Source organism: Enterobacter sp. V87_3, assembly GCF_029967835.1.
GTDB lineage: Bacteria > Pseudomonadota > Gammaproteobacteria > Enterobacterales > Enterobacteriaceae > Enterobacter > Enterobacter cancerogenus.
In genome coordinates this window covers 71,632-89,609 of sequence record NZ_JASCAM010000030.1, presented here as the reverse complement: position 1 = coordinate 89,609, position 17,978 = coordinate 71,632, and the positions used below count along the sequence as shown (strand labels likewise).

The following is a 17,978-nucleotide window of genomic DNA, read 5'->3' as shown; positions in this document are numbered from 1 at the left end:
GTAGGCCGGGTAAGGCGGAGCCGCCACCCGGCACACAGGTTAATGCGCCCCTTTCGCCTGGGTCACAATCTCATCCAGGTTCTCAGGCATCCGCTCGTACGGCGTCTCTTTCGCCGTCGGCTTGTCCACTTTCAGGGCCGCCAGCGCGGTTTTCAGAGAATACAACGCCAGCACCACAACCACCACCATAAAGAAGATGGTCAGCCCGGCGTCCAGACGGTTGTTAAACACCAGCTGCGACAGCTGCGATTCGGTGTACTGCGCCGGGATTTTACCGCTGTCGATCATCGCCTGGAATTTGTTGGCAATCGCCAGGAAGCCCACCTTGTTATCCGGGCTGAAGGCTTTCTGCCAGCCTGCCGTCAGGGTACAAATCAGCAGCCACGCGGTAGGCAGGAGCGCCACCCACGCATAGCGCTGGCGCTTCATTTTGAACAGAACCACCGCACAGAGCATCAGCGCCATCCCCGCCAGCATCTGGTTGGCGATGCCGAACAGCGGCCACAGGGTGTTAATCCCGCCCAGCGGATCGACCACCCCTTGATGGAGGAAGTAGCCCCACGCCAGCACGCACAGCGCCGTCGCCAGCAGGTTCGCCGGGAGGGAGTCGGTACGCTTCAGGTTCGGCGAAATCACGCCCAGCAGATCCTGCAGCATAAAGCGCGCCGCGCGCGTGCCTGCGTCCACCGCGGTCAGGATAAACAGCGCTTCAAACAGGATCGCAAAGTGATACCAGAACGAGACATCCATCAGCCCGCCCAGCGCGCCGTGCAGAATGTAGGCCATCCCCACCGCCAGCGTCGGTGCGCCGCCCGCTCGGGAGATGATCGACTGCTCGCCCACTTCATTCGCGATGTGCGTCAGCGTTTCAGGGGTAATCGCAAAGCCCCAGCCGCTGACCACCTGCGCAGCAGAAGCCACCACGTCCACGGTTCCGGCAGGGGCCAGCACCGCCATCGGGCTGTTCATCGCAAAGTAAACGCCCGGGTCGATAATACAGGCGGAGACCAGCGCCATGATCGCCACGAAAGACTCCATCAGCATACCGCCGTAGCCAATCAGGCAGGCCTGATTTTCATTCGCCAGCATCTTGGGCGTGGTGCCGGAGGCAATCAGGGCATGGAAGCCCGATACCGCTCCGCAGGCAATGGTGATAAACAGGAACGGGAACAGGTTGCCGGTCCAGACCGGGCCGGTACCGTCGATGAATTTGGTTAATGCGGGCATGGTCAGGGTCGGGCGCATAATCAGAATGCCGATCGCCAGCCCGACAATCGTGCCGATTTTCAGGAACGTGGAGAGATAGTCGCGCGGGGCCAGCAGCAGCCACACCGGCAGCACCGCCGCCACAAAGCCATAGCCCACCAGCATCCACGTCAGCTGCACGCCGGTGAAGTCAAACCACGGCGCCCAGGTGGGGCTTTCCGCCACCCAGCCGCCGGAGATAATGGCGAATACCAGGAACACCAGGCCAATCACCGACACTTCGCCAATACGCCCCGGGCGCAGATAGCGAATGTAGATCCCCATGAACAGCGCCAGCGGAATGGTAAAGGCCACGGTGTAGGTTCCCCACGGGCTGTGGGTCAGCGCTTTCACCACGATCATCGCCAGCACCGCCAGGATGATCACCATAATCATAAAGGTCGCCACCAGGGCAATCACCCCGGCAGTGGCTCCCATCTCCTCTTTCACCAGCTCGCCCAGCGAACGTCCGTCGCGGCGCGTAGAGACGAACAACACCATGAAGTCCTGCACCGCCCCGGCCAGCACCACGCCCGCGAGGATCCAGATCATCCCCGGCAGGTAGCCCATCTGCGCCGCCAGCACCGGCCCCACCAGCGGCCCTGCCCCGGCAATGGCCGCAAAATGGTGACCAAACAGCACTTTTTTGTCGGTCGGCACGTAGTCCAGCCCGTCGTTATGGCGCACCGCTGGTGTCATGCGCGTGCTGTCCACGCCCAGCACGTTTTTAGCGATATAGCGGCCATAAAAACGATACGCGATCAGATAAATGCAGACGGAGGCGACGACGATCCACAGCGCGTTGATCTGCTCCCCCCGATTGAGGGCGATATAGCCCAGGGCAAAGGCTCCCACAACGGAGAGCCCTGCCCACAGAAGGTATTTCCCTGAGTTGTTCATAGTTGGTGTCCGTTGTTGTGAAACAGTGAGATGTTACATTTTGTTTCTAGAACACCCGCCAAAATTTAACAACTCTGAAACGCAATAATGTGGGGTCGTACCAGACATTTACACCACAGTGTTAAGCCGATCACTTTCGCGCCGTCAGCGGTCACACTTTTACCTTTTTCAGCCAGGCACGTTATTACGGGATGATTTGTATCATTTTTTTTGCACGTAACCCGGCCAGAATGACGCAACGTTTTTACCGAGCTGCTGATGCACATCATTTCTGAACAGGACGTGAACATGAATCTTGACCAATACATTGAAGAGTTGAAAACCCTGGTAAACGTCGACTGCGGCACCCAGACCGTCGCCGGCGTCGCCACCGTGGCAGGCATTATTGAGGCGCTCTGGCAGCGCGAAGGCTGGCACACCGAGCAGGTTAATCTGGGCGACAAGGTCGGCCCCGGCGTGTTTGTCAGCAACCGTCCCGGAGCGGAGCAGTTTGACGTGCTGCTGGTTGGCCATCTCGATACCGTGTTTGCCCCCGGCACCGTGGCCGAACGCCCGATGCGCGAGGATGAGACGCGGCTGTACGGCCCCGGCGTATCGGATATGAAGAGCGGTCTTCTGAATATATTATGGGCAATGCGCGCGCTGGACGCGGCGGACAAGGATCGTCTGTCGATTGCGGTGGCGATGAACCCGGACGAAGAGACCGGCTCGGTCTATTCCCATGAATGGATCGGCGGGCTGGCAAAACGCGCTCGCTGCGTGCTGGTGTGCGAAGCGGCCCGCGCCGACGGCTCGCTGGTGAAGGCGCGCAAAGGCATGGCGGGCTATCACCTCACCTTTAGCGGCGTGGCGGCGCACGCGGGTAACGATCCGGAAAAAGGCCGCTCGGCCATCACCGCGCTGGCGCATGCGATTACCGCGATAAATTCGCTCACCGACTGGACGCACGGCACCACCCTGAACGTCGGGGTCATTAACGGCGGCAGCGCGGCCAACGTGGTGGCCGACAGCGCCACGGCTGAACTCGACGTGCGTTTCTGGGAAAACGATGAATACGACCGGGTGAATCACGCGCTTGAAGCACTGTGCGAAAAAGGCTTTTTAGAGGGCGTGACCACCACCCTAAGCCGCGTGAATCATAAGCCAGCCATGGCGGCCGGCGAGTCAACTCAGCAGCTGATGCAGCTCGTTGAGAACGCGGGGAAAGAAGAAAACATCGCCATCACCTGGCAGGCGGTCGGCGGCGGCAGCGACGCCAACCATACCGCGGCGCTCGGCATTCCGACGCTCGACGGCTTAGGGCCGATTGGCGCAGGCTTCCACAGCCCGGCGGAGTGGCTGGATAAAGCGTCGATTGAGCCGCGGATCCGGTTGCTGAAACGGGTTGTTTCGATGCTGTAAGGCACCGCCCGGTGGCGCTTCGCTTACCGGGCCTACCCTCTGCATGTAGGCCGGGTAAGGCGAAGCCGCCACCCGGCAATTCAGGCACAACCCTACCCCAGAACCATCGTGCTTAACCGGCACGTACAGCAGCGCCGTCCCTGCTCGTCGAACACCACGATTTCCCAGCTCTGGCTGGTGCGCCCCAGATGCAGCGGCTGACACACGCCGCGCACCTTGCCCTGCGCCACGGCGCGGTGGTGCGTGGCGTTCAGCTCCGTTCCCACCACGTTCTGCCCGTCGCGGGTCATCAGGAACCCGGCCATAGAACCGAGCGTCTCCGCAAGCGCAGCGGAGGCTCCGCCGTGCAGCAGGCCAAACGGCTGATGGGTGCGGGCGTCCACCGGCATCTCCGCTTCCAGGCTGTCATCACCAAGGCGGGTATAGACAATGCCCAGATGCGCCACCATCGTGTTCTGACTGGTGGCGTTCAGTGCCTCAAGCGACAAATGACGTTTCCAGATCATCTTACGCCCCCAGCGTGGAGCCGCCGTCCACCACGATATCCTGCAGGGTGATATGGCTTGCGGCATCGGACGCCAGGAACAGCACGGTGCTGGCGATCTCCTGCGGACGGGCGATTTTACCCAGCGGAATGCCAAGCTTGAACTGCTCGCCAAAGCCACGGATACGCTGGCGTTCAGCATCGTCGCTGGTCCACAGGGTGCGCTGCATATCGGTATCCGTTGAGCCAGGGGAAACCAGGTTACAGCGCACGCCGCTGCCCGCCAGTTCCAGCCCGACGGTGAGGGCCAGGCTTTTCAGCGCCGCCTTCGAGGCACCGTAGGCGCTCATCCCGATGCGTGGAGTGTGCGCCGCGTCAGACGCCACGGTGACAATCGCCCCGCCCTGCTGGCGACGGAACGTGTCCATCGTCTGCTGGAACAGGTTGAACGCACCACCGACATTGACCGCGAAGGTCTGCTGCCAGTCCTCCTGCGAGAGCTGGTCAGTCGCGCCCATGCGCAGGATCCCGGCGGCGTTCACCAGCACGTCAAGACGCGCTGTGCTCTGCAGCAACCGTCCGCACACCGCTTTAACCTGCGCGGCGTCGGCCACGTCCAGCGTTTCAGTGGCAAACGGATAATGCGTCTGGGGAAACGCCAGATCGAACCCGGTAACCTGTGCGCCGGCCTCCGCGAAGGCCTGCGCCGTCGCGTAGCCAATGCCCTTACCCGCGCCCGTTACCCAGACGGTTTTGCCGGTAAAATCAAATCCCGCCATCACTTCACCTCGCGGGAAAGCAGCGCCCACCAGGCATCAAGGGTCGGTTTTTTCGCCAGCATCACGAAGTCGATGTCGCCATGCACTTTGCGCCAGCGCGCCGCCAGCGCCATCATGCGCACCGAGTCCAGGCCGTAGTCGATCAGGTTTTCGTCATCCATCGGCTCGTCGGATTCGTCCAGCAGCGGCAGGATGAGCTCACGCAGCGCGGCTTTCGAAGCCGGAACGGACGGCAGCAGTTCGTCGGTCATCACCACGCGACCGGAACGCCCTGCCACATACCTGAGCGACATCAGGTGCTCGTCACGGGTGAAATCTGCCAGCGCATCGGCGATGAAGAACGGCTTGATGTCGCGCATAAACGCGTCGGTGGCGGTGGTCATGCAGCCGATGTGCGCGTAAACGCCGGTGATCAGCAGCTGGTTGCGGCCGGTCTCCTTGAGCATCTGCTCCAGCGGCGAGCGGTGGAACGCGCTGTAGCGCCATTTCACCAGCACGGTATCGGCTTCATCCGGCGTCAGTTCAGCGACGATACGCTGCTGCTCCGGCGAACGGGTCAGGCCCGGCCCCCACATGTCGTTCAGCAGGGCACGGTCTTCGTCGCTTTGCTCTTTCGGCTGGGCGGTGTAGTAAACCGGGATGTTGTGTTCTTTGCAGTAATCGCGAAGTCTCGCGATGTTCGCCACCACCTGCGCCATCATTGCGCTGTTTTCGCCCCAGAAGTTCAGGAAGTATTCCTGCATATCATGGATCAGCAGCGCGGCGCGCTCTGGCTCAAAGGCCCAGTTCACTTTGTTGTTCGGCAGGTCTGCGGCGGTTGGCAGCGCGTAAGCGGTTAATTTTGGGATAGCCATATTTTTTTCCTCAGCCCTGTGCGCGTTCCGCGAGCCACAGGCGCAGCTGTTTCTTATCGACTTTACCGACCGGCGTTAACGGAAGCGCGTCAACGCTCTCCACGCGGTCCGGCAGTTTGAATTCGGCAACGCCCTGCTCGCGCAGGAAGCGACGCACCTCGACCGCGCGCAGCGGCTGTTTGACCACCAGATACGCGCAGCTTTTCTCGCCGAGCAGGCTGTCTTCCATGCTCACCAGGGCTGCGTGGATCACCGACTCGTGGCGCAGGAGCAGGTTCTCGATCTCCTCAGCGGCGATCTTCTCGCCCCCGCGGTTGATCTGATCTTTCTCGCGCCCCTGCACGGTGATATAGCCCTGTTCGTCGATGGCGATCAGGTCGCCGGAGCAGTAAAAACCGTCGGCGTCAAAGGCGCTGGCGTTGTGCTCCGGGCTGTTGAAATAGCCGCGGAAGGTGTACGGCCCGCGCGTCATCAAACGTCCGACTTCTCCGCGCGGCAACGGATTACCGTGCTCGTCCGCCACCCACACTTCGTCGTCCGGGCACATCGGGCGGCCCTGAGTATTCATGATGCGCTCCGGCGTATCGTCGAGCGCGGTGTAGTTCACCAGCCCCTCGGCCATGCCAAACACCTGCTGAAGCTGGCAGCCAATTTCGGCGGGAATACGCGCGGCAAGGGTGGCAGACAGACGAGCGCCGCCAACCTGCAACAGCGTTAAAGACCGCAGCTGCGCATTCCCCGCTCCTTCGGCAATCGCCTGTAGCCACAGGCTGACCGCAGGCGGCACCAGCGAGGTGACGTTGATCTGATGCTGTTCAATCAGCGGGAAACAGAGCGTAGCACTTGGGTCATTTGCCAGCACCACGCAGCCGCCAGCGGTGAAGATGCCGAGCGATCCCGGCGAGCTCATGGCGTAGTTATGCGCCGCGGGCAGCGCGTTCAGGTAACGGGTATCGGCGGTGATGCCGCAAATCTCGTTGCTGCGACGTATGCTGTAATCGTAGTCGTTGTGCGTACGCGGGATAAGCTTCGGCATGCCGGTGCTACCACCGGAGAGCTGAAAGAACGCGACCTCATCGGCAGGCGTCGGGGTCGGAATGAAATTATCCGCCGGGCGCGCAATCGCCGTTTCCAGCGCATGTTCGCCTTTATCGCCGCGCAGCAGCACCACGCGGACCGAGCGGTGTTCGTCCACGAAGGTGTTGAGAAACGCTTCATCGGCAAACAGCGGGTGATGGCGATCGGCAATCAGCACCGCCGGTTTAATCTGCGCGGCGTAGGCGTTCAGCTCGCTGCGCTGATGGCTAAAGAGCGCGTTCACCGGCGCAACGCCGATTTGCAGCAGGGCGAAGAAGGTGATGTAAAACTCAGCCACGTTGCCCAACTGAACGAGCGCCGTTTCACCGCGCACGATCCCCTGAGCCTGTAGCGCAGAGGCCAGGTTGTTGACCTGCTGATTGAACGCGCGATAGGTCAGCCGACGCTCGCCGTCAATGATGGCCAGGGCGTCATTGTTGGCCTGATCCGTCAGGATGTGGGTCAACGGCAGATCCTGCCAGTAGCCTTTCTCACGGTAGCGTCGGGCAAAATCCTCGGGCCAGCGGGTAAAGGGAATGGTCATGATGCGTCCTTAGTGCAAGCCAAATACGTTGAGCATGGTGGAGAGTTTCACCCCGGTTTCACGCCACTCACCCACCGGCGAGGAGGCAGGCACAATGCCCGCACCGGCAAACAGGCGAACGGTATTTTCATGCAGGCGCGCGCAGCGGATGGTCACCACCCACTCGCCGTTACCTTCGCTGTCGCACCAGCCAACGATGCCGCCGAACAGCTCGCGGTCAAACGGCTCGAGCTCGGCGATCAGCTGTTTAGCCGCCTGATGCGGGAAACCGCTCAGCGCAGGGGTCGGGTGCAGCAGGCAGGCCAGAGTCAGGGCGTTTTCGTTTTCACGCGCCTCGCCTTCAATTGGGGTAGCCAGGTGCCACAGCGTCGGCGTGGTGATCAACTGCGGAGAAGACGGCATGGTCAGCTGATGGCTGCGCGGTGCCAGAATGGCGTTCATCGCCTGGGTAACCAGGTCGTGCTCGTGGCGGTCTTTTTCAGAGGCCAGCAGCTTGTTGCCCGCCTCGCGATCCAGCACATCGTCCGGCTGACGGCGCGCGGAGCCTGCCAGCGGCAGCGAGCTAAAGTGCGCGCCCTCTTTGCGCAGCAGCAGTTCCGGGCTGGCACCAAGCAGCACACCGCCGTCCTCCAGCGGAACGTGGAAGTTAAAGCTTGCCGGGTTCTGTGCGATCAAACGCTCAAGCAGCGCACCGCTATCAATGGTTTTGTCGGTCTCGATATCAATCAGGCGCGACAGCACAACCTTATTCACCTGCGGGGTGGCGGTCAGCGCCGCAGCGCGGGCGACCATCTCCTCAAACACGGGCTGAGCAGGGATCTCGGTGCGCTTTTCCACGTTCAGCGTCTGTGCGCCGGAGAAATAGCGGGAAGACTGCTGGCGCGCCGGGCGAGAGAAGGTCTGCCAGCGTTGTGGGATAAACAGGGACGACGGTTTGCGGGTATCGAACGGGATGGCACCCACCATGATCGGATGGGCAATGCCGCTGGCTTTTGCGTGCCCGAAAGCCTGGGCTAATTTTTGCTGGAAATGGCCGGCCGGATCGTCGCCGCCGACGGCGGACTCAGCGAAACGGGCAAAACAGCCTGAGGTGGTAAAACTGCGATAAGGCGACATAAAGAAAAAGCTGTCTGATTGCAGCGTGGTCGCGGTGTGCTGGATGTCCTCAGCCAATGACGTATCCATATCATCCTCCTAAAATGATAAAAGCAGTAATAATGATTATCATTTATATTTTCGACGGCTAACCTAATCGCACAGCGCCCCGGTGTCAACCGCAGAGCAAGCAACTTGTGCGACTAACGCTTGCATCCCTCTCGCGCAATCATGAAAATGAGAAGCATTAACTTCAACAAAAACAGGATGCCGCGTTGTGAAATTCCCTGCCATTTGCCGTAATGCCCTTCTATTAACAGCACTTTTTGTTTTAGGACTAACCTCAGCTGCCGCCGCCGACTGGCCTCGTCAGGTGAGCGACAGCCACGGCGTTCACACCCTTGAGAGCAAACCAACGCGCATTGTCTCTACCAGCGTGACCTTAACCGGCTCCCTGCTGGCGATTGACGCGCCGGTGGTTGCCAGCGGAGCCACCACGCCAAACAACCGCGTGGCCGATGCGCAGGGCTTTCTGCGTCAGTGGGGGGATGTCGCCAGACAACGTAAGCTCGCGCGGTTATACATTGGCGAGCCGAGCGCCGAAGCGGTAGCGGCCCAAATGCCGGACCTGATCCTGATCAGCGCCACCGGCGGGGATTCCGCGCTGGCGCTTTACGACCAGCTTTCCGCCATCGCGCCGACGCTTGTCATTAACTACGACGACAAGAGCTGGCAGGAACTGCTGACACAGCTGGGGACCATTACCGGCCAGGAAAAGCAGGCCGCCGGACGCATCGCCGCGTTTGATAAACAGCTCGCGCAGGTGAAACAGCAGATGACGCTACCGCCGCAGCCGGTGAATGCCATCGTCTACACTGCCGCCGCGCACAGCGCCAACCTGTGGACCCCGGAGTCCGCGCAGGGCAAGCTGCTGCACCAGCTGGGCTTTACGCTGGCCGACCTCCCCGCCGGGCTGCAAACCTCTAAAAGCCAGGGAAAACGCCACGATATAATTCAGCTGGGGGGAGAAAACCTGGCGACGGGGTTAAACGGTGAAGGGTTATTCCTGTTTGCCGGTGACCAGAAGGATGTAGAGGCGATTTACGCCAATCCGCTGCTGGCCCATTTACCGTCGGTGAAAAACAAGCGCGTCTGGGCGCTGGGCACGGAAACCTTCCGCCTGGATTATTACAGCGCGATGCTGGTGTTGCAGCGTTTAGAGGCAATTTTTGGGTAATGCCTGCGCCCGGTGGCGCTTCGCTTACCGGGCCTGCGGGTGCAAAATGTAGGCCGGGTAAGGCGAAGCCGCCACCCGGAAAATCACGCCGGAGCACTCTCCTGCCTGAACCGCCGCAACTCCACCAGCGCCAGCACTAAAATCCCGCCAATAAGGGCTAATGCAAACCCGCTGCTGCTCGCCGACGCCACCGGGGTCATCATCGAGCCTAATCCCCCGAGGATCGCCGCGCCAATCGCATCGCCCGTCACGTTCTGCGCGGTCCACAGGCCGTTGATGCGGCCCAGCATCCCTTCCGGCGTCTGGGTCTGGATCAGGGTGTACTGCAGCAGCGAACTGATTGCGCTAAGCCAGCCGAAAATGACCAGACACAGCACGCCCAGTGCCCACACCGGCATCAGGCTGAAGAAGCCAATCGCGATAAACGCCGCCAGGGTCGCAAGCAGCACGATCAGCCCTGGCCGCGCGCTGTGCGCCAGATTTCCACTGGTCAGCGCGCCACAGGCCGCGCCGAGCGGGATCGCCGCATATAATATACCAATCTCCGAAGCGCTCATCTGCCACTCGCCCGCCAGCGCCGGATACAGCACACGCACCGCGCTCGCCATCGTCAGCAGGCCGCCAATCAACGCAATGCCGCCAATCAGCGGGTTGCTGAACAGAAAGCGGATCGCCGCCATCAGCGATTTCAACGGGTGCTCGCGCGGCTGCTGCGGCGGCGGCAACTGCGGCAGACGCAGCAGCGTCAGCGTGGTGATAAAGGTCCCCGCCGCTGCCAGCCCGTAGTTCCATGCCACGTTGCCGGTGGCGAGCAATAATCCCCCCACCATCGGCGAAATCACCGAACCGAGACGCACGGTAAGCATGGTGATCGCCCCGGCCTGCATCAGATTCTCGCGCCCCACCAACGCAGGCGTGGCCGCCAGCAGCGCCGTCACGCCTAACGAGGCAAAGAAGCCGTCCCACAGCCCCAGCGCGTAAATCGCGATCAGCGATGGCTCCGGCAGCATGGCGTTCAGACACAGCCCGACAAACCCCACCCCGCAGGTCCCGCGCGCCAGCAGGATCAGCTTTTTACGCTCGTATCGGTCCGCCAGCACGCCGCCGACCATCAGGCCGATAAACATCGCCCCGCCGGTTAAGGTGACGGACAACCCCACCAGCCAGCTGGAGTGGGTCATGGCCTGGATCTGTACCGGCACGGCCACGCCGAGCAGGCCGAGAGATAAAATCGAGATAAAGCGGGCGATAAAGACGGCACGAAACGCCGGGTGAGTCTTCAGCAGGCTTAGATTGAGCAGCCAGGATTTTTGATTCATGACAAGGCCTTGAGTGTATTTCTACCAATTTCATGGCGGCACATGCTAACATAGCCAAATAAGATAGATAACGATAATTACTATCATTATCAAATCATGGATGTTGCTATGTCGTTTTCCTCTTCTGCGGTGCGCGCCATTGCCGTGCCCGTTTTATTGCTGCTGTTACTCCTCGCGATGGCACTCAGCCTGCTGGTCGGCGCGAAGCCGCTTCCCGCGTCGGTGATTGTTGATGCGCTGTCCGGCAGCTGTCAGAGCGCCGACTGCATTATCGTGCTTGATGCCCGTTTACCCCGCACCCTTGCCGGACTATTGGCGGGCGGCGCCCTCGGCCTTGCCGGTGCCCTGATGCAAACCCTTACCCGTAATCCATTAGCCGACCCCGGTATTCTCGGCGTGAACTCCGGTGCCAGCTTTGCCATCGTGCTTGGCGCGGCGCTGTTCGGCTTCACTTCACCGTCAGAACAGCTGGTGATGGCCTTTTGCGGCGCACTGGCGGCCTCGCTGGTGGTCGCCTTTACCGGCAGCCAGGGCGGCGGCCAGCTCAGCCCGGTGCGTTTAACCCTTGCAGGCGTGGCGCTGGCGGCGGTGCTGGAAGGGTTATCTAACGGCATCGCCCTGCTTAACCCCGACGTCTACGATCAATTACGCTTCTGGCAGGCTGGTTCGCTGGATATCCGCACCCTCGAAACACTCAGCGTGGTGGTGATCCCGGTGATCATTGCCGCCGCCGTGGCGCTGTTTTTAAGCCGGGCGCTGAACAGCCTGAGCCTTGGCAGCGACACCGCGACCGCGCTTGGCAACCGCGTGGCGCGCACGCAGTTAATCGGCTTACTGGCGATTACCGTCCTGTGCGGTAGCGCCACGGCGGTGGTGGGCCCGATTGCCTTTATCGGCCTGATGATGCCGCACATGGCGCGCTGGCTGGTGGGGGCCGATCACCGCTGGTCGTTGCCCGTCACCCTGCTGGCAACCCCGGCCCTGTTGCTGTTCGCCGATATTCTGGGGCGCGTACTGGTGCCCGGCGAAGTGCGCGTTTCGGTGGTGAGCGCCTTTATCGGCGCGCCGGTGCTGATATTCCTTGTCCGCCGCAGGCGCGGAGGTGGCGCATGATGGCCCCGTCCCGTCGTTTAACGGTCAGCGTGTCTCTGCTGGCGGTCGCCATCGTGCTGCTTGCGGCCTGGAGCCTGCGCAGCGGCGCGGTGACGCTCGATTTCACTCAGGTCTTACATGCCCTGTTCGGCAGTGCGCCACGGAATATCACGATGGTGGTCACGGAGTGGCGACTGCCGCGAGTAGCGATGGCGATCCTCGTCGGCGCGGCGCTCGGAGTCAGCGGCGCGATTTTCCAGTCGCTGATGCGCAACCCCCTTGGCAGCCCGGACGTGATGGGCCTTAATACCGGGGCGTGGAGCGGCGTGCTGGTGGCGATGGTGCTGTTTGGTCAGCACCTGACGGCCATCACCTTTACGGCAATGGCCGGGGGGATTTTAACCTCGCTGCTTATCTGGGCGCTGGCCTGGCGCAACGGCATCGACACCTTCCGGCTGATCATCATCGGCATCGGCATTCGCGCCATGCTGATGGCGTTCAACACCTGGCTGCTGTTACAGGCCTCGCTGGAGACCGCGGTCTCCGCCGGGCTGTGGTACGCCGGTTCGCTTAACGGCCTGACGTGGGGCAAAGTCTGGCCCGCCGCGCCGCTGATTTTACTGATGTTCATCGGCGCGCTGCTGCTGGTGCGGCGTATGCGCCTGCTGGAGATGGGCGACGACACCGCGAGCGCACTCGGGGTGGGCGTCGAGCGCTCACGCCTGCTGCTGATGCTGGTCGCCGTGTTGCTCACCGCCGCCGCCACCGCCATCGCCGGGCCGATTTCGTTTATCGCACTGGTGGCCCCGCACATTGCGCGGCGCGTCAGCGGCACCGCGCGCTGGGGCTTAACCCAGGCAGCGCTGTGCGGATCGCTTTTGCTGCTGGCCGCCGATCTCTGCGCCCAGCAGCTGTTTATGCCGTATCAACTTCCGGTGGGGGTAGTGACCGTCAGCCTTGGCGGGATTTACCTCATCGTCTTGCTCGTTCAGGAGTCACGCAAGAAATGACAGACTCAACCCCCCGCTTGCGCGGCGAAAATTTAACCCTCGGCTATGGCAAAAAGATCGTTGCCCGGGACCTGACCGTCGCCATTCCGGACGGCCACTTTACGGCGATTATCGGCCCCAACGGCTGCGGTAAATCGACCCTGCTGCGCACCCTCAGCCGCCTGATGACGCCGGTGGCGGGCAGCGTGTTCCTCGACGGGGAGCAGATCCAGCGTTTCGCCAGCAAAGAAGTGGCCAGACGTATTGGGCTGCTGGCACAAAACGCGACGACGCCGGGCGACATCACGGTGCAGGAGCTGGTCTCGCGCGGGCGTTACCCGCACCAGCCGCTGTTCACCCGCTGGCGCAAAGAGGATGACGACGCGGTCAACCGGGCCATGCGCGCAACGGGCATCACCGATCTTGCTCAGCAGAGCGTGGATACCCTCTCCGGCGGCCAGCGCCAGCGCGCGTGGATTGCGATGGTCCTCGCGCAGGAGACGTCGATCATGCTGCTGGACGAGCCGACGACGTGGCTGGATATCAGCCATCAGATTGACCTGCTGGAGCTGTTGAGCGACCTGAATCGCACGCAGGGTTATACCCTGGCGGCGGTGCTGCACGACCTGAATCAGGCATGCCGCTACGCCACGCACCTGATTGCGCTGCGCGATGGCGAGATCGTGGCGCAGGGCGCGCCGAAAGAGATTGTCACGCCGGATCTGATCGCGCGGATCTACGGCATGCGCTGCATGATTATTGAGGATCCGGTGGCGGGTACGCCGCTGGTGGTGCCGCTGGGTCGGCGGTAAACGCCGGGTGGCGGCTTTGCCTTACCCGGCCTACATTTTGCCCCCGTAGGCCCGGTAAGCACAGCGCCACCGGGCATATGCTCTACCCCAATATCCCCTTCAACACCGGTCCAATCCCCTCAAACGCCTGCGGTGAAATGATATCCACGTGGGCGCAATCCTGACTGTAGACCTCCAGCCCACCCACCCACGGTGCCCAGGCGACCTGCGGATCCATCGTTCGCGTGCGCTCGGCGACAAACAGCGTCGCTTTGCCATCAAACCGCGAGCTGTGCGCCGTGGTGAGCAGCCGCACCGCATCGGCGTAATTGCCTTCAATGGCGGTAAACAGCTCGCTGGAGCCTTGCCCCTGCTGCGCGGCAATAAACGCCTGGCGCTCGCGCTCGATTTCGGCCAGCACTTCCGGATCCAGTCCGTTGGCCTCTTTCTCCGCCCAGTTCTGGGTTTCCGGCGGCCAGGTATCGAGCAGGCCGAGGAACGCCACCGTTTCACCTTGCTCGCTAAGGCGCGCGGCAATGCCCTGCGCCAGCGTGCCGCCCAGCGAGTAGCCAAACAGGTAGTACGGCCCGTGCGGCTGCTGCTTACGCAACGTCTTCAGATGATGTTCAATTACGCCGTCCAGATCCGCACACTGCTGCATCGGCCCGTTCGGGCGCGGGGACTGAATGCCGATAATCGACCAGCGTGGGCTGAGATAGCGCGCCAGCACGCTGAACTGCCAGGCAAAACCGGACGCCGGATGGAAGCAGAACAGCGTCGGACCGTCGCTTTCGCGCAGCGGCAGCAGGGTTTCATACCCCAGACGCTGCGCCTGCTCGTCGCTCATCTGCAATCCCAAGAGCTCGCTGAGCTTGCCGACCGTCGAGGCGACCATGATCTGCCCCGGCGTGACCTTGCGTTCACACGTGCGGCTCAGCTGTGCCGCCAGGCGCATTGCCAGCAGCGAGTGTCCGCCGAGGGCAAAGAAATCGGCCTCGATATCGTTCACCTCGCAGCCCAGCAGCGCAGAGAACGCCTCGGCAACGGCGATTTCGGTTGCCGTTTCGGGTGCACGGCCAGAGGTGGTACGGGTCAGATCCGGCAGCGGCAGCGCCTTGCGATCCAGCTTGCCGTTGGCGCTTAACGGCAGCGCGCTGATTTGCAGCAGCACCACCGGCACCATGTGCGGCGGCAGTTGCGCTTTCAACGCTGCCAGCAGCGCATCGCGATCCAGCGGCAGGCCGGATTCAGAGACGACGTAGCCCACCAGCTGACGGGCATCGCCGCCCGTGGCCGCCGCCAGGTTGATCACGCAGGCGTGCGCTACGGCCTGCGCTACGTCCGGCAGCGACAGCATCGCGCGGTCGATTTCGCCCAGCTCAATACGCTGCCCGCGAATTTTCAGCTGGTCGTCGCTACGCCCCAGATATTCCACCGCGCCGTTCTCCAGCCAGCGGGCGACGTCACCAGTGCGGTACATCCGCTCGCCGGGGGCAAACGGGTCGGCAATAAAGCGGCTGGCGGTGAGGTCCGGGCGGCCAAGATAGCCCTGCGCCAGCTGGATGCCGGTAAGATAGAGATCGCCCGCCACGCCAAACGGCACCGGGCGCATCATCGCATCCAGAATACGCAGCCCGGTGTTCCAGACCGGGAAGCCAATCGGCACGCTGTTGCCCTCGACCGCCGCCAGTTCCGGGCCAAACGCCGGATACCAGCTCACGTCCACCGCCGCTTCCGTGGGGCCATAGAGGTTATGCAGCGGCGCGTGGGTAAGCTGCTCCCACTCACGGCACAGCCCGGCTGGCAACGCTTCGCCGCTGCAGAACACCTTATCGAGCGTTTTACAGCAGCCAGCGTTTTCCGGGGTCAGCGAGGCGACAAACGCCGCCAGCATCGACGGCACAAAGTGGGTGGTGGTCACGCCGTAGCGCGCGAAAAAGCGCTGCATCGCCTGCGGATCGCGGTGCGCGTCCGGCTCGGCCATCACCAGCTTCGCTCCGGCGATAAACGGCCACCAGAACTCCCACACCGATACGTCAAAGCTGCACGGCGTTTTTTGCGCCACCACGTCGCGCGCGGTCAGCGGGTAGTGATCCTGCATCCACATCAGGCGGTTAACGATGGCGGTATGCCCCACCATCACCCCTTTCGGGCGGCCTGTCGAACCGGAGGTAAAGATGATGTACGCGGTCTGCTCCGGCGTCGCCAGCCGCAGAGGTTCAACATCCGTGCCCGGCAATAGTGTGTTGTAACTAAAGGAGGCGATGGGCAGATCGCTAAAGCGCGCCAGCTGCTCGTCGGTGGTAATCAGCAGCGACGGCTTCGCGTCCTCCAGCATCATCCGCAGGCGATCGTCCGGGTAGCCGGTATCGAGCGGCAGCCATGCGGCGCCTGCTTCGACGATGCCGTGCAGCGCCAGGGTCAGGAACACCGAGCGCGGCAGCGCCACCGCCACGCTGTCGCCGGGCTTCACGCCGCGTTCACGCAGCAGTTTCGCCAGCGCGACGACCTGCTCGCGCATCTGGCGATAGCTCAGTTCAACGTGCGCATCCGCCAGCGCAGGGGCGTCTGGCATGTTGCTCGCCTGCTCCGCGACCAGCGCTGCCAGCGTGGTTGCCGGTACGTGATGCCCGGTGTCGTTGATGCGCGCGAGCTGTGCGTACTCTGGCTCCGAAACGGTCTCGACCTCACCGCAGCGCAGGTCCGGATTGGCCGCAAACTGGGCCAGCATCGCGTTCAGACGCGCGACGTGGCGCTTAAGCGTCGCCTCATCGTAGCGCTGTTTATTGGCGAGGATTTCAATGCTCAGCCCCCCTTGCTCGTCCGGGAACAGCGCCAGTTCAAGGTCGTTAACCGGGCCGGTCGCCAGCGTGTGGGTGGTGGCCTCCACGCCGTCGATATTCAGCTGGTAATCGAACACCTTGACGTTCAATACCGGGCCAAACAGCGCCTCGTCTCCCGCCGCACGCCCGGCGTCGCGGACGATCTGCTCGGCGTCGTAGCGCTGATGACGGCGCATTTTTTTTAACTGGTTCGCCAGGCGCAGCGCCAGCTCCGGCAGGCGCGCCTGCGGATCGATATTTACCGCCAGCGGCAGCACGTTGAGCACCGGCCCGGTGGCGGTAAGCGCAGCAGAGCCCATGCGGCGCATAAAGATAAACCCGGCGGCGTAGTCCAGTCGCCCGGTCAGGCGGCCCAGCCACAGGGCCACCAGCGCAAGCGCCAGATCGGTACGCTGCACCTGCCCTGCAGCCTGCGCAAGCTGGCTAAACGCGTGGCGGTCAGCATCCATTTTCAGTCGCAGAATATCGGTGGTGGCCGCCCGGCCCGGCAACGGCGCGGCGGAAAGCGAGACCGGAGACGGCAGCTGCCTGCGCTGTTCGGCCCAGAAGGCACCGTCGCGCTGATACGCGTCGCTGTCGCGATAGCGCTGATACTCTTCCACCACCTCAGCAAACGGCGTGAACGGCGAGGCTGGCGCAGCTTCACCGTTTTTCCAGGCACTATAAATCGCGGCGATCTGGCGGGTAATGGCCGGGAAACTGAAGCCATCCACCACTAAGTGGTGATAGCGCTGATACCAGTACCAGTGCCCCTCGCCTACCTGAATCAGCTGATGAAACGCCAGCGGCTGGCCGCCGTCCACGCGCAGGTTTTGCTGAAGGTCGGCCTCCATCAGCGCCACGGCTTCGTCATGCGAACCGACGCGCACTACGGACGGTGCAGCTAAAATCATCGATTCATCAACCCATTGCCACACTTCGCCGTTATCTTCGGTGAAACGCGTGCGCAGGGTATCGGCCTGCATCATGCCCTCGACAATGGCTTTTGCCAGCAGCGGCGCGTCGATGTCGCCCTTAAGCTCGGTGTAGTGCGCCACGCTCCAGGCGTTTGGCAGGGAGGAGAGCTGCTCTGCCATCCAGATGCCCGGCTGAGCGGCGACGAGAGGAAGACGGTTCATACGCTCTCCTTCGCAAAATGAGACGGCACAAGGGTTTGCCAGTGTTCGGCCAGCCACTGCTGGCACGCTTCCTGAGACTGCGGCTCGCAGACCACGTGCCAGCCTGCGGGCAGATCGCACTGCTGCGGCCACAGGCTGTACTGCGCCTGGTCGTTACGCAAAATGGCGAACTGTCCCTGCGGATTATCGAAAGGATTGCTGAATTCCATA

At 62.3% G+C, this 17,978-nt stretch carries 14 protein-coding genes; 5 read left to right on the top strand and 9 right to left on the bottom strand.

Features of this window, described 5'->3' with window-relative positions:
* Nucleotides 1-39: 39 nt before the first annotated feature.
* A complete protein-coding gene (cstA, locus tag QLG21_RS18770) occupies nucleotides 40-2,145 on the bottom strand; it encodes a pyruvate/proton symporter CstA (RefSeq protein ID WP_006177085.1) in 2,106 nt (701 codons plus the stop codon).
* A 288-nt stretch (nucleotides 2,146-2,433) separates the two neighbouring features.
* On the opposite strand from cstA, the gene QLG21_RS18765 reads away from it, so the two are divergent.
* Nucleotides 2,434-3,546, top strand: coding sequence for a M20 family metallopeptidase (locus QLG21_RS18765; protein ID WP_282484974.1), 1,113 nt, complete (start codon nucleotides 2,434-2,436; stop codon nucleotides 3,544-3,546).
* Nucleotides 3,547-3,638: 92 nt separating this feature from the next.
* On the opposite strand, the gene entH is transcribed toward QLG21_RS18765, so the two are convergent.
* From entH to entC, 5 genes are read right to left on the bottom strand one after another with little or no spacing between them, the layout of a single operon-like run.
* Nucleotides 3,639-4,052: a proofreading thioesterase EntH gene (gene entH / locus QLG21_RS18760; RefSeq protein WP_006177082.1), complete on the bottom strand. Its 414-nt coding sequence runs from the start codon at nucleotides 4,050-4,052 to the stop codon at nucleotides 3,639-3,641.
* Nucleotide 4,053: 1 nt separating this feature from the next.
* A complete protein-coding gene (gene entA / locus QLG21_RS18755; protein ID WP_153688788.1) occupies nucleotides 4,054-4,809 on the bottom strand; it encodes a 2,3-dihydro-2,3-dihydroxybenzoate dehydrogenase EntA in 756 nt (251 codons plus the stop codon).
* The gene (locus tag QLG21_RS18750) at nucleotides 4,809-5,663 is read right to left on the bottom strand and encodes an isochorismatase (protein ID WP_282484973.1); all 855 of its coding nucleotides are present in this window, start codon (nucleotides 5,661-5,663) and stop codon (nucleotides 4,809-4,811) included. Before QLG21_RS18750 ends, entA begins: the two co-directional genes overlap by 1 nt.
* 10 nt (nucleotides 5,664-5,673) lie before the next feature.
* A complete protein-coding gene (entE, locus tag QLG21_RS18745; protein ID WP_282484972.1) occupies nucleotides 5,674-7,284 on the bottom strand; it encodes a (2,3-dihydroxybenzoyl)adenylate synthase EntE in 1,611 nt (536 codons plus the stop codon).
* 9 nt (nucleotides 7,285-7,293) lie between these two features.
* Entirely contained in the window at nucleotides 7,294-8,469 is a 1,176-nt protein-coding gene (gene entC, locus QLG21_RS18740; protein ID WP_006177078.1) for an isochorismate synthase EntC, read from the bottom strand.
* Between the two features lie 187 nt (nucleotides 8,470-8,656).
* On the opposite strand from entC, the gene fepB reads away from it, so the two are divergent.
* Nucleotides 8,657-9,616, top strand: a complete 960-nt coding sequence (fepB, locus tag QLG21_RS18735) for a Fe2+-enterobactin ABC transporter substrate-binding protein (protein WP_137271750.1) — start codon at nucleotides 8,657-8,659, stop codon at nucleotides 9,614-9,616.
* 83 nt (nucleotides 9,617-9,699) lie between these two features.
* Here fepB and entS read toward each other — a convergent pair whose 3' ends face one another.
* Complete coding sequence (entS, locus tag QLG21_RS18730; protein WP_282484971.1) at nucleotides 9,700-10,935, bottom strand: enterobactin transporter EntS; 1,236 nt, start codon at nucleotides 10,933-10,935, stop codon at nucleotides 9,700-9,702.
* 108 nt (nucleotides 10,936-11,043) lie between these two features.
* Here entS and fepD point away from each other — a divergent pair, with 108 nt between their 5' ends.
* Genes fepD through fepC form a run of 3 tightly spaced genes read left to right on the top strand, consistent with a single transcriptional unit; the run spans nucleotide 11,044 to nucleotide 13,828 of the window.
* Nucleotides 11,044-12,048, top strand: coding sequence for a Fe(3+)-siderophore ABC transporter permease (gene fepD / locus QLG21_RS18725; RefSeq protein ID WP_282484970.1), 1,005 nt, complete (start codon nucleotides 11,044-11,046; stop codon nucleotides 12,046-12,048).
* Nucleotides 12,048-13,037, top strand: a complete 990-nt coding sequence (gene fepG, locus QLG21_RS18720) for an iron-enterobactin ABC transporter permease (protein WP_088207914.1) — start codon at nucleotides 12,048-12,050, stop codon at nucleotides 13,035-13,037. Before fepD ends, fepG begins: the two co-directional genes overlap by 1 nt.
* A complete protein-coding gene (fepC, locus tag QLG21_RS18715; protein WP_006177072.1) occupies nucleotides 13,034-13,828 on the top strand; it encodes an iron-enterobactin ABC transporter ATP-binding protein in 795 nt (264 codons plus the stop codon). Before fepG ends, fepC begins: the two co-directional genes overlap by 4 nt.
* 82 nt (nucleotides 13,829-13,910) lie before the next feature.
* On the opposite strand, the gene entF is transcribed toward fepC, so the two are convergent.
* Nucleotides 13,911-17,768, bottom strand: a complete 3,858-nt coding sequence (entF, locus tag QLG21_RS18710) for an enterobactin non-ribosomal peptide synthetase EntF (RefSeq protein WP_282484969.1) — start codon at nucleotides 17,766-17,768, stop codon at nucleotides 13,911-13,913.
* A complete protein-coding gene (locus QLG21_RS18705; RefSeq protein WP_153688792.1) occupies nucleotides 17,765-17,977 on the bottom strand; it encodes an MbtH family NRPS accessory protein in 213 nt (70 codons plus the stop codon). The genes entF and QLG21_RS18705 overlap by 4 nt, the downstream gene beginning before the upstream one ends.
* Nucleotide 17,978: the final 1 nt, after the last annotated feature.

Coding starts and splice junctions, on each gene's coding strand:
- cstA (WP_006177085.1), bottom strand. CDS start 2,145: ATGAACAACTCAGGGAAATACCTTCTGTGGGCAGGGCTCTCCGTTGTG.
- QLG21_RS18765 (WP_282484974.1), top strand. CDS start 2,434: ATGAATCTTGACCAATACATTGAAGAGTTGAAAACCCTGGTAAACGTC.
- entH (WP_006177082.1), bottom strand. CDS start 4,052: ATGATCTGGAAACGTCATTTGTCGCTTGAGGCACTGAACGCCACCAGT.
- entA (WP_153688788.1), bottom strand. CDS start 4,809: ATGGCGGGATTTGATTTTACCGGCAAAACCGTCTGGGTAACGGGCGCG.
- QLG21_RS18750 (WP_282484973.1), bottom strand. CDS start 5,663: ATGGCTATCCCAAAATTAACCGCTTACGCGCTGCCAACCGCCGCAGAC.
- entE (WP_282484972.1), bottom strand. CDS start 7,284: ATGACCATTCCCTTTACCCGCTGGCCCGAGGATTTTGCCCGACGCTAC.
- entC (WP_006177078.1), bottom strand. CDS start 8,469: ATGGATACGTCATTGGCTGAGGACATCCAGCACACCGCGACCACGCTG.
- entS (WP_282484971.1), bottom strand. CDS start 10,935: ATGAATCAAAAATCCTGGCTGCTCAATCTAAGCCTGCTGAAGACTCAC.
- fepD (WP_282484970.1), top strand. CDS start 11,044: ATGTCGTTTTCCTCTTCTGCGGTGCGCGCCATTGCCGTGCCCGTTTTA.
- fepG (WP_088207914.1), top strand. CDS start 12,048: ATGGCCCCGTCCCGTCGTTTAACGGTCAGCGTGTCTCTGCTGGCGGTC.
- fepC (WP_006177072.1), top strand. CDS start 13,034: ATGACAGACTCAACCCCCCGCTTGCGCGGCGAAAATTTAACCCTCGGC.
- entF (WP_282484969.1), bottom strand. CDS start 17,768: ATGAACCGTCTTCCTCTCGTCGCCGCTCAGCCGGGCATCTGGATGGCA.
- QLG21_RS18705 (WP_153688792.1), bottom strand. CDS start 17,977: ATGGAATTCAGCAATCCTTTCGATAATCCGCAGGGACAGTTCGCCATT.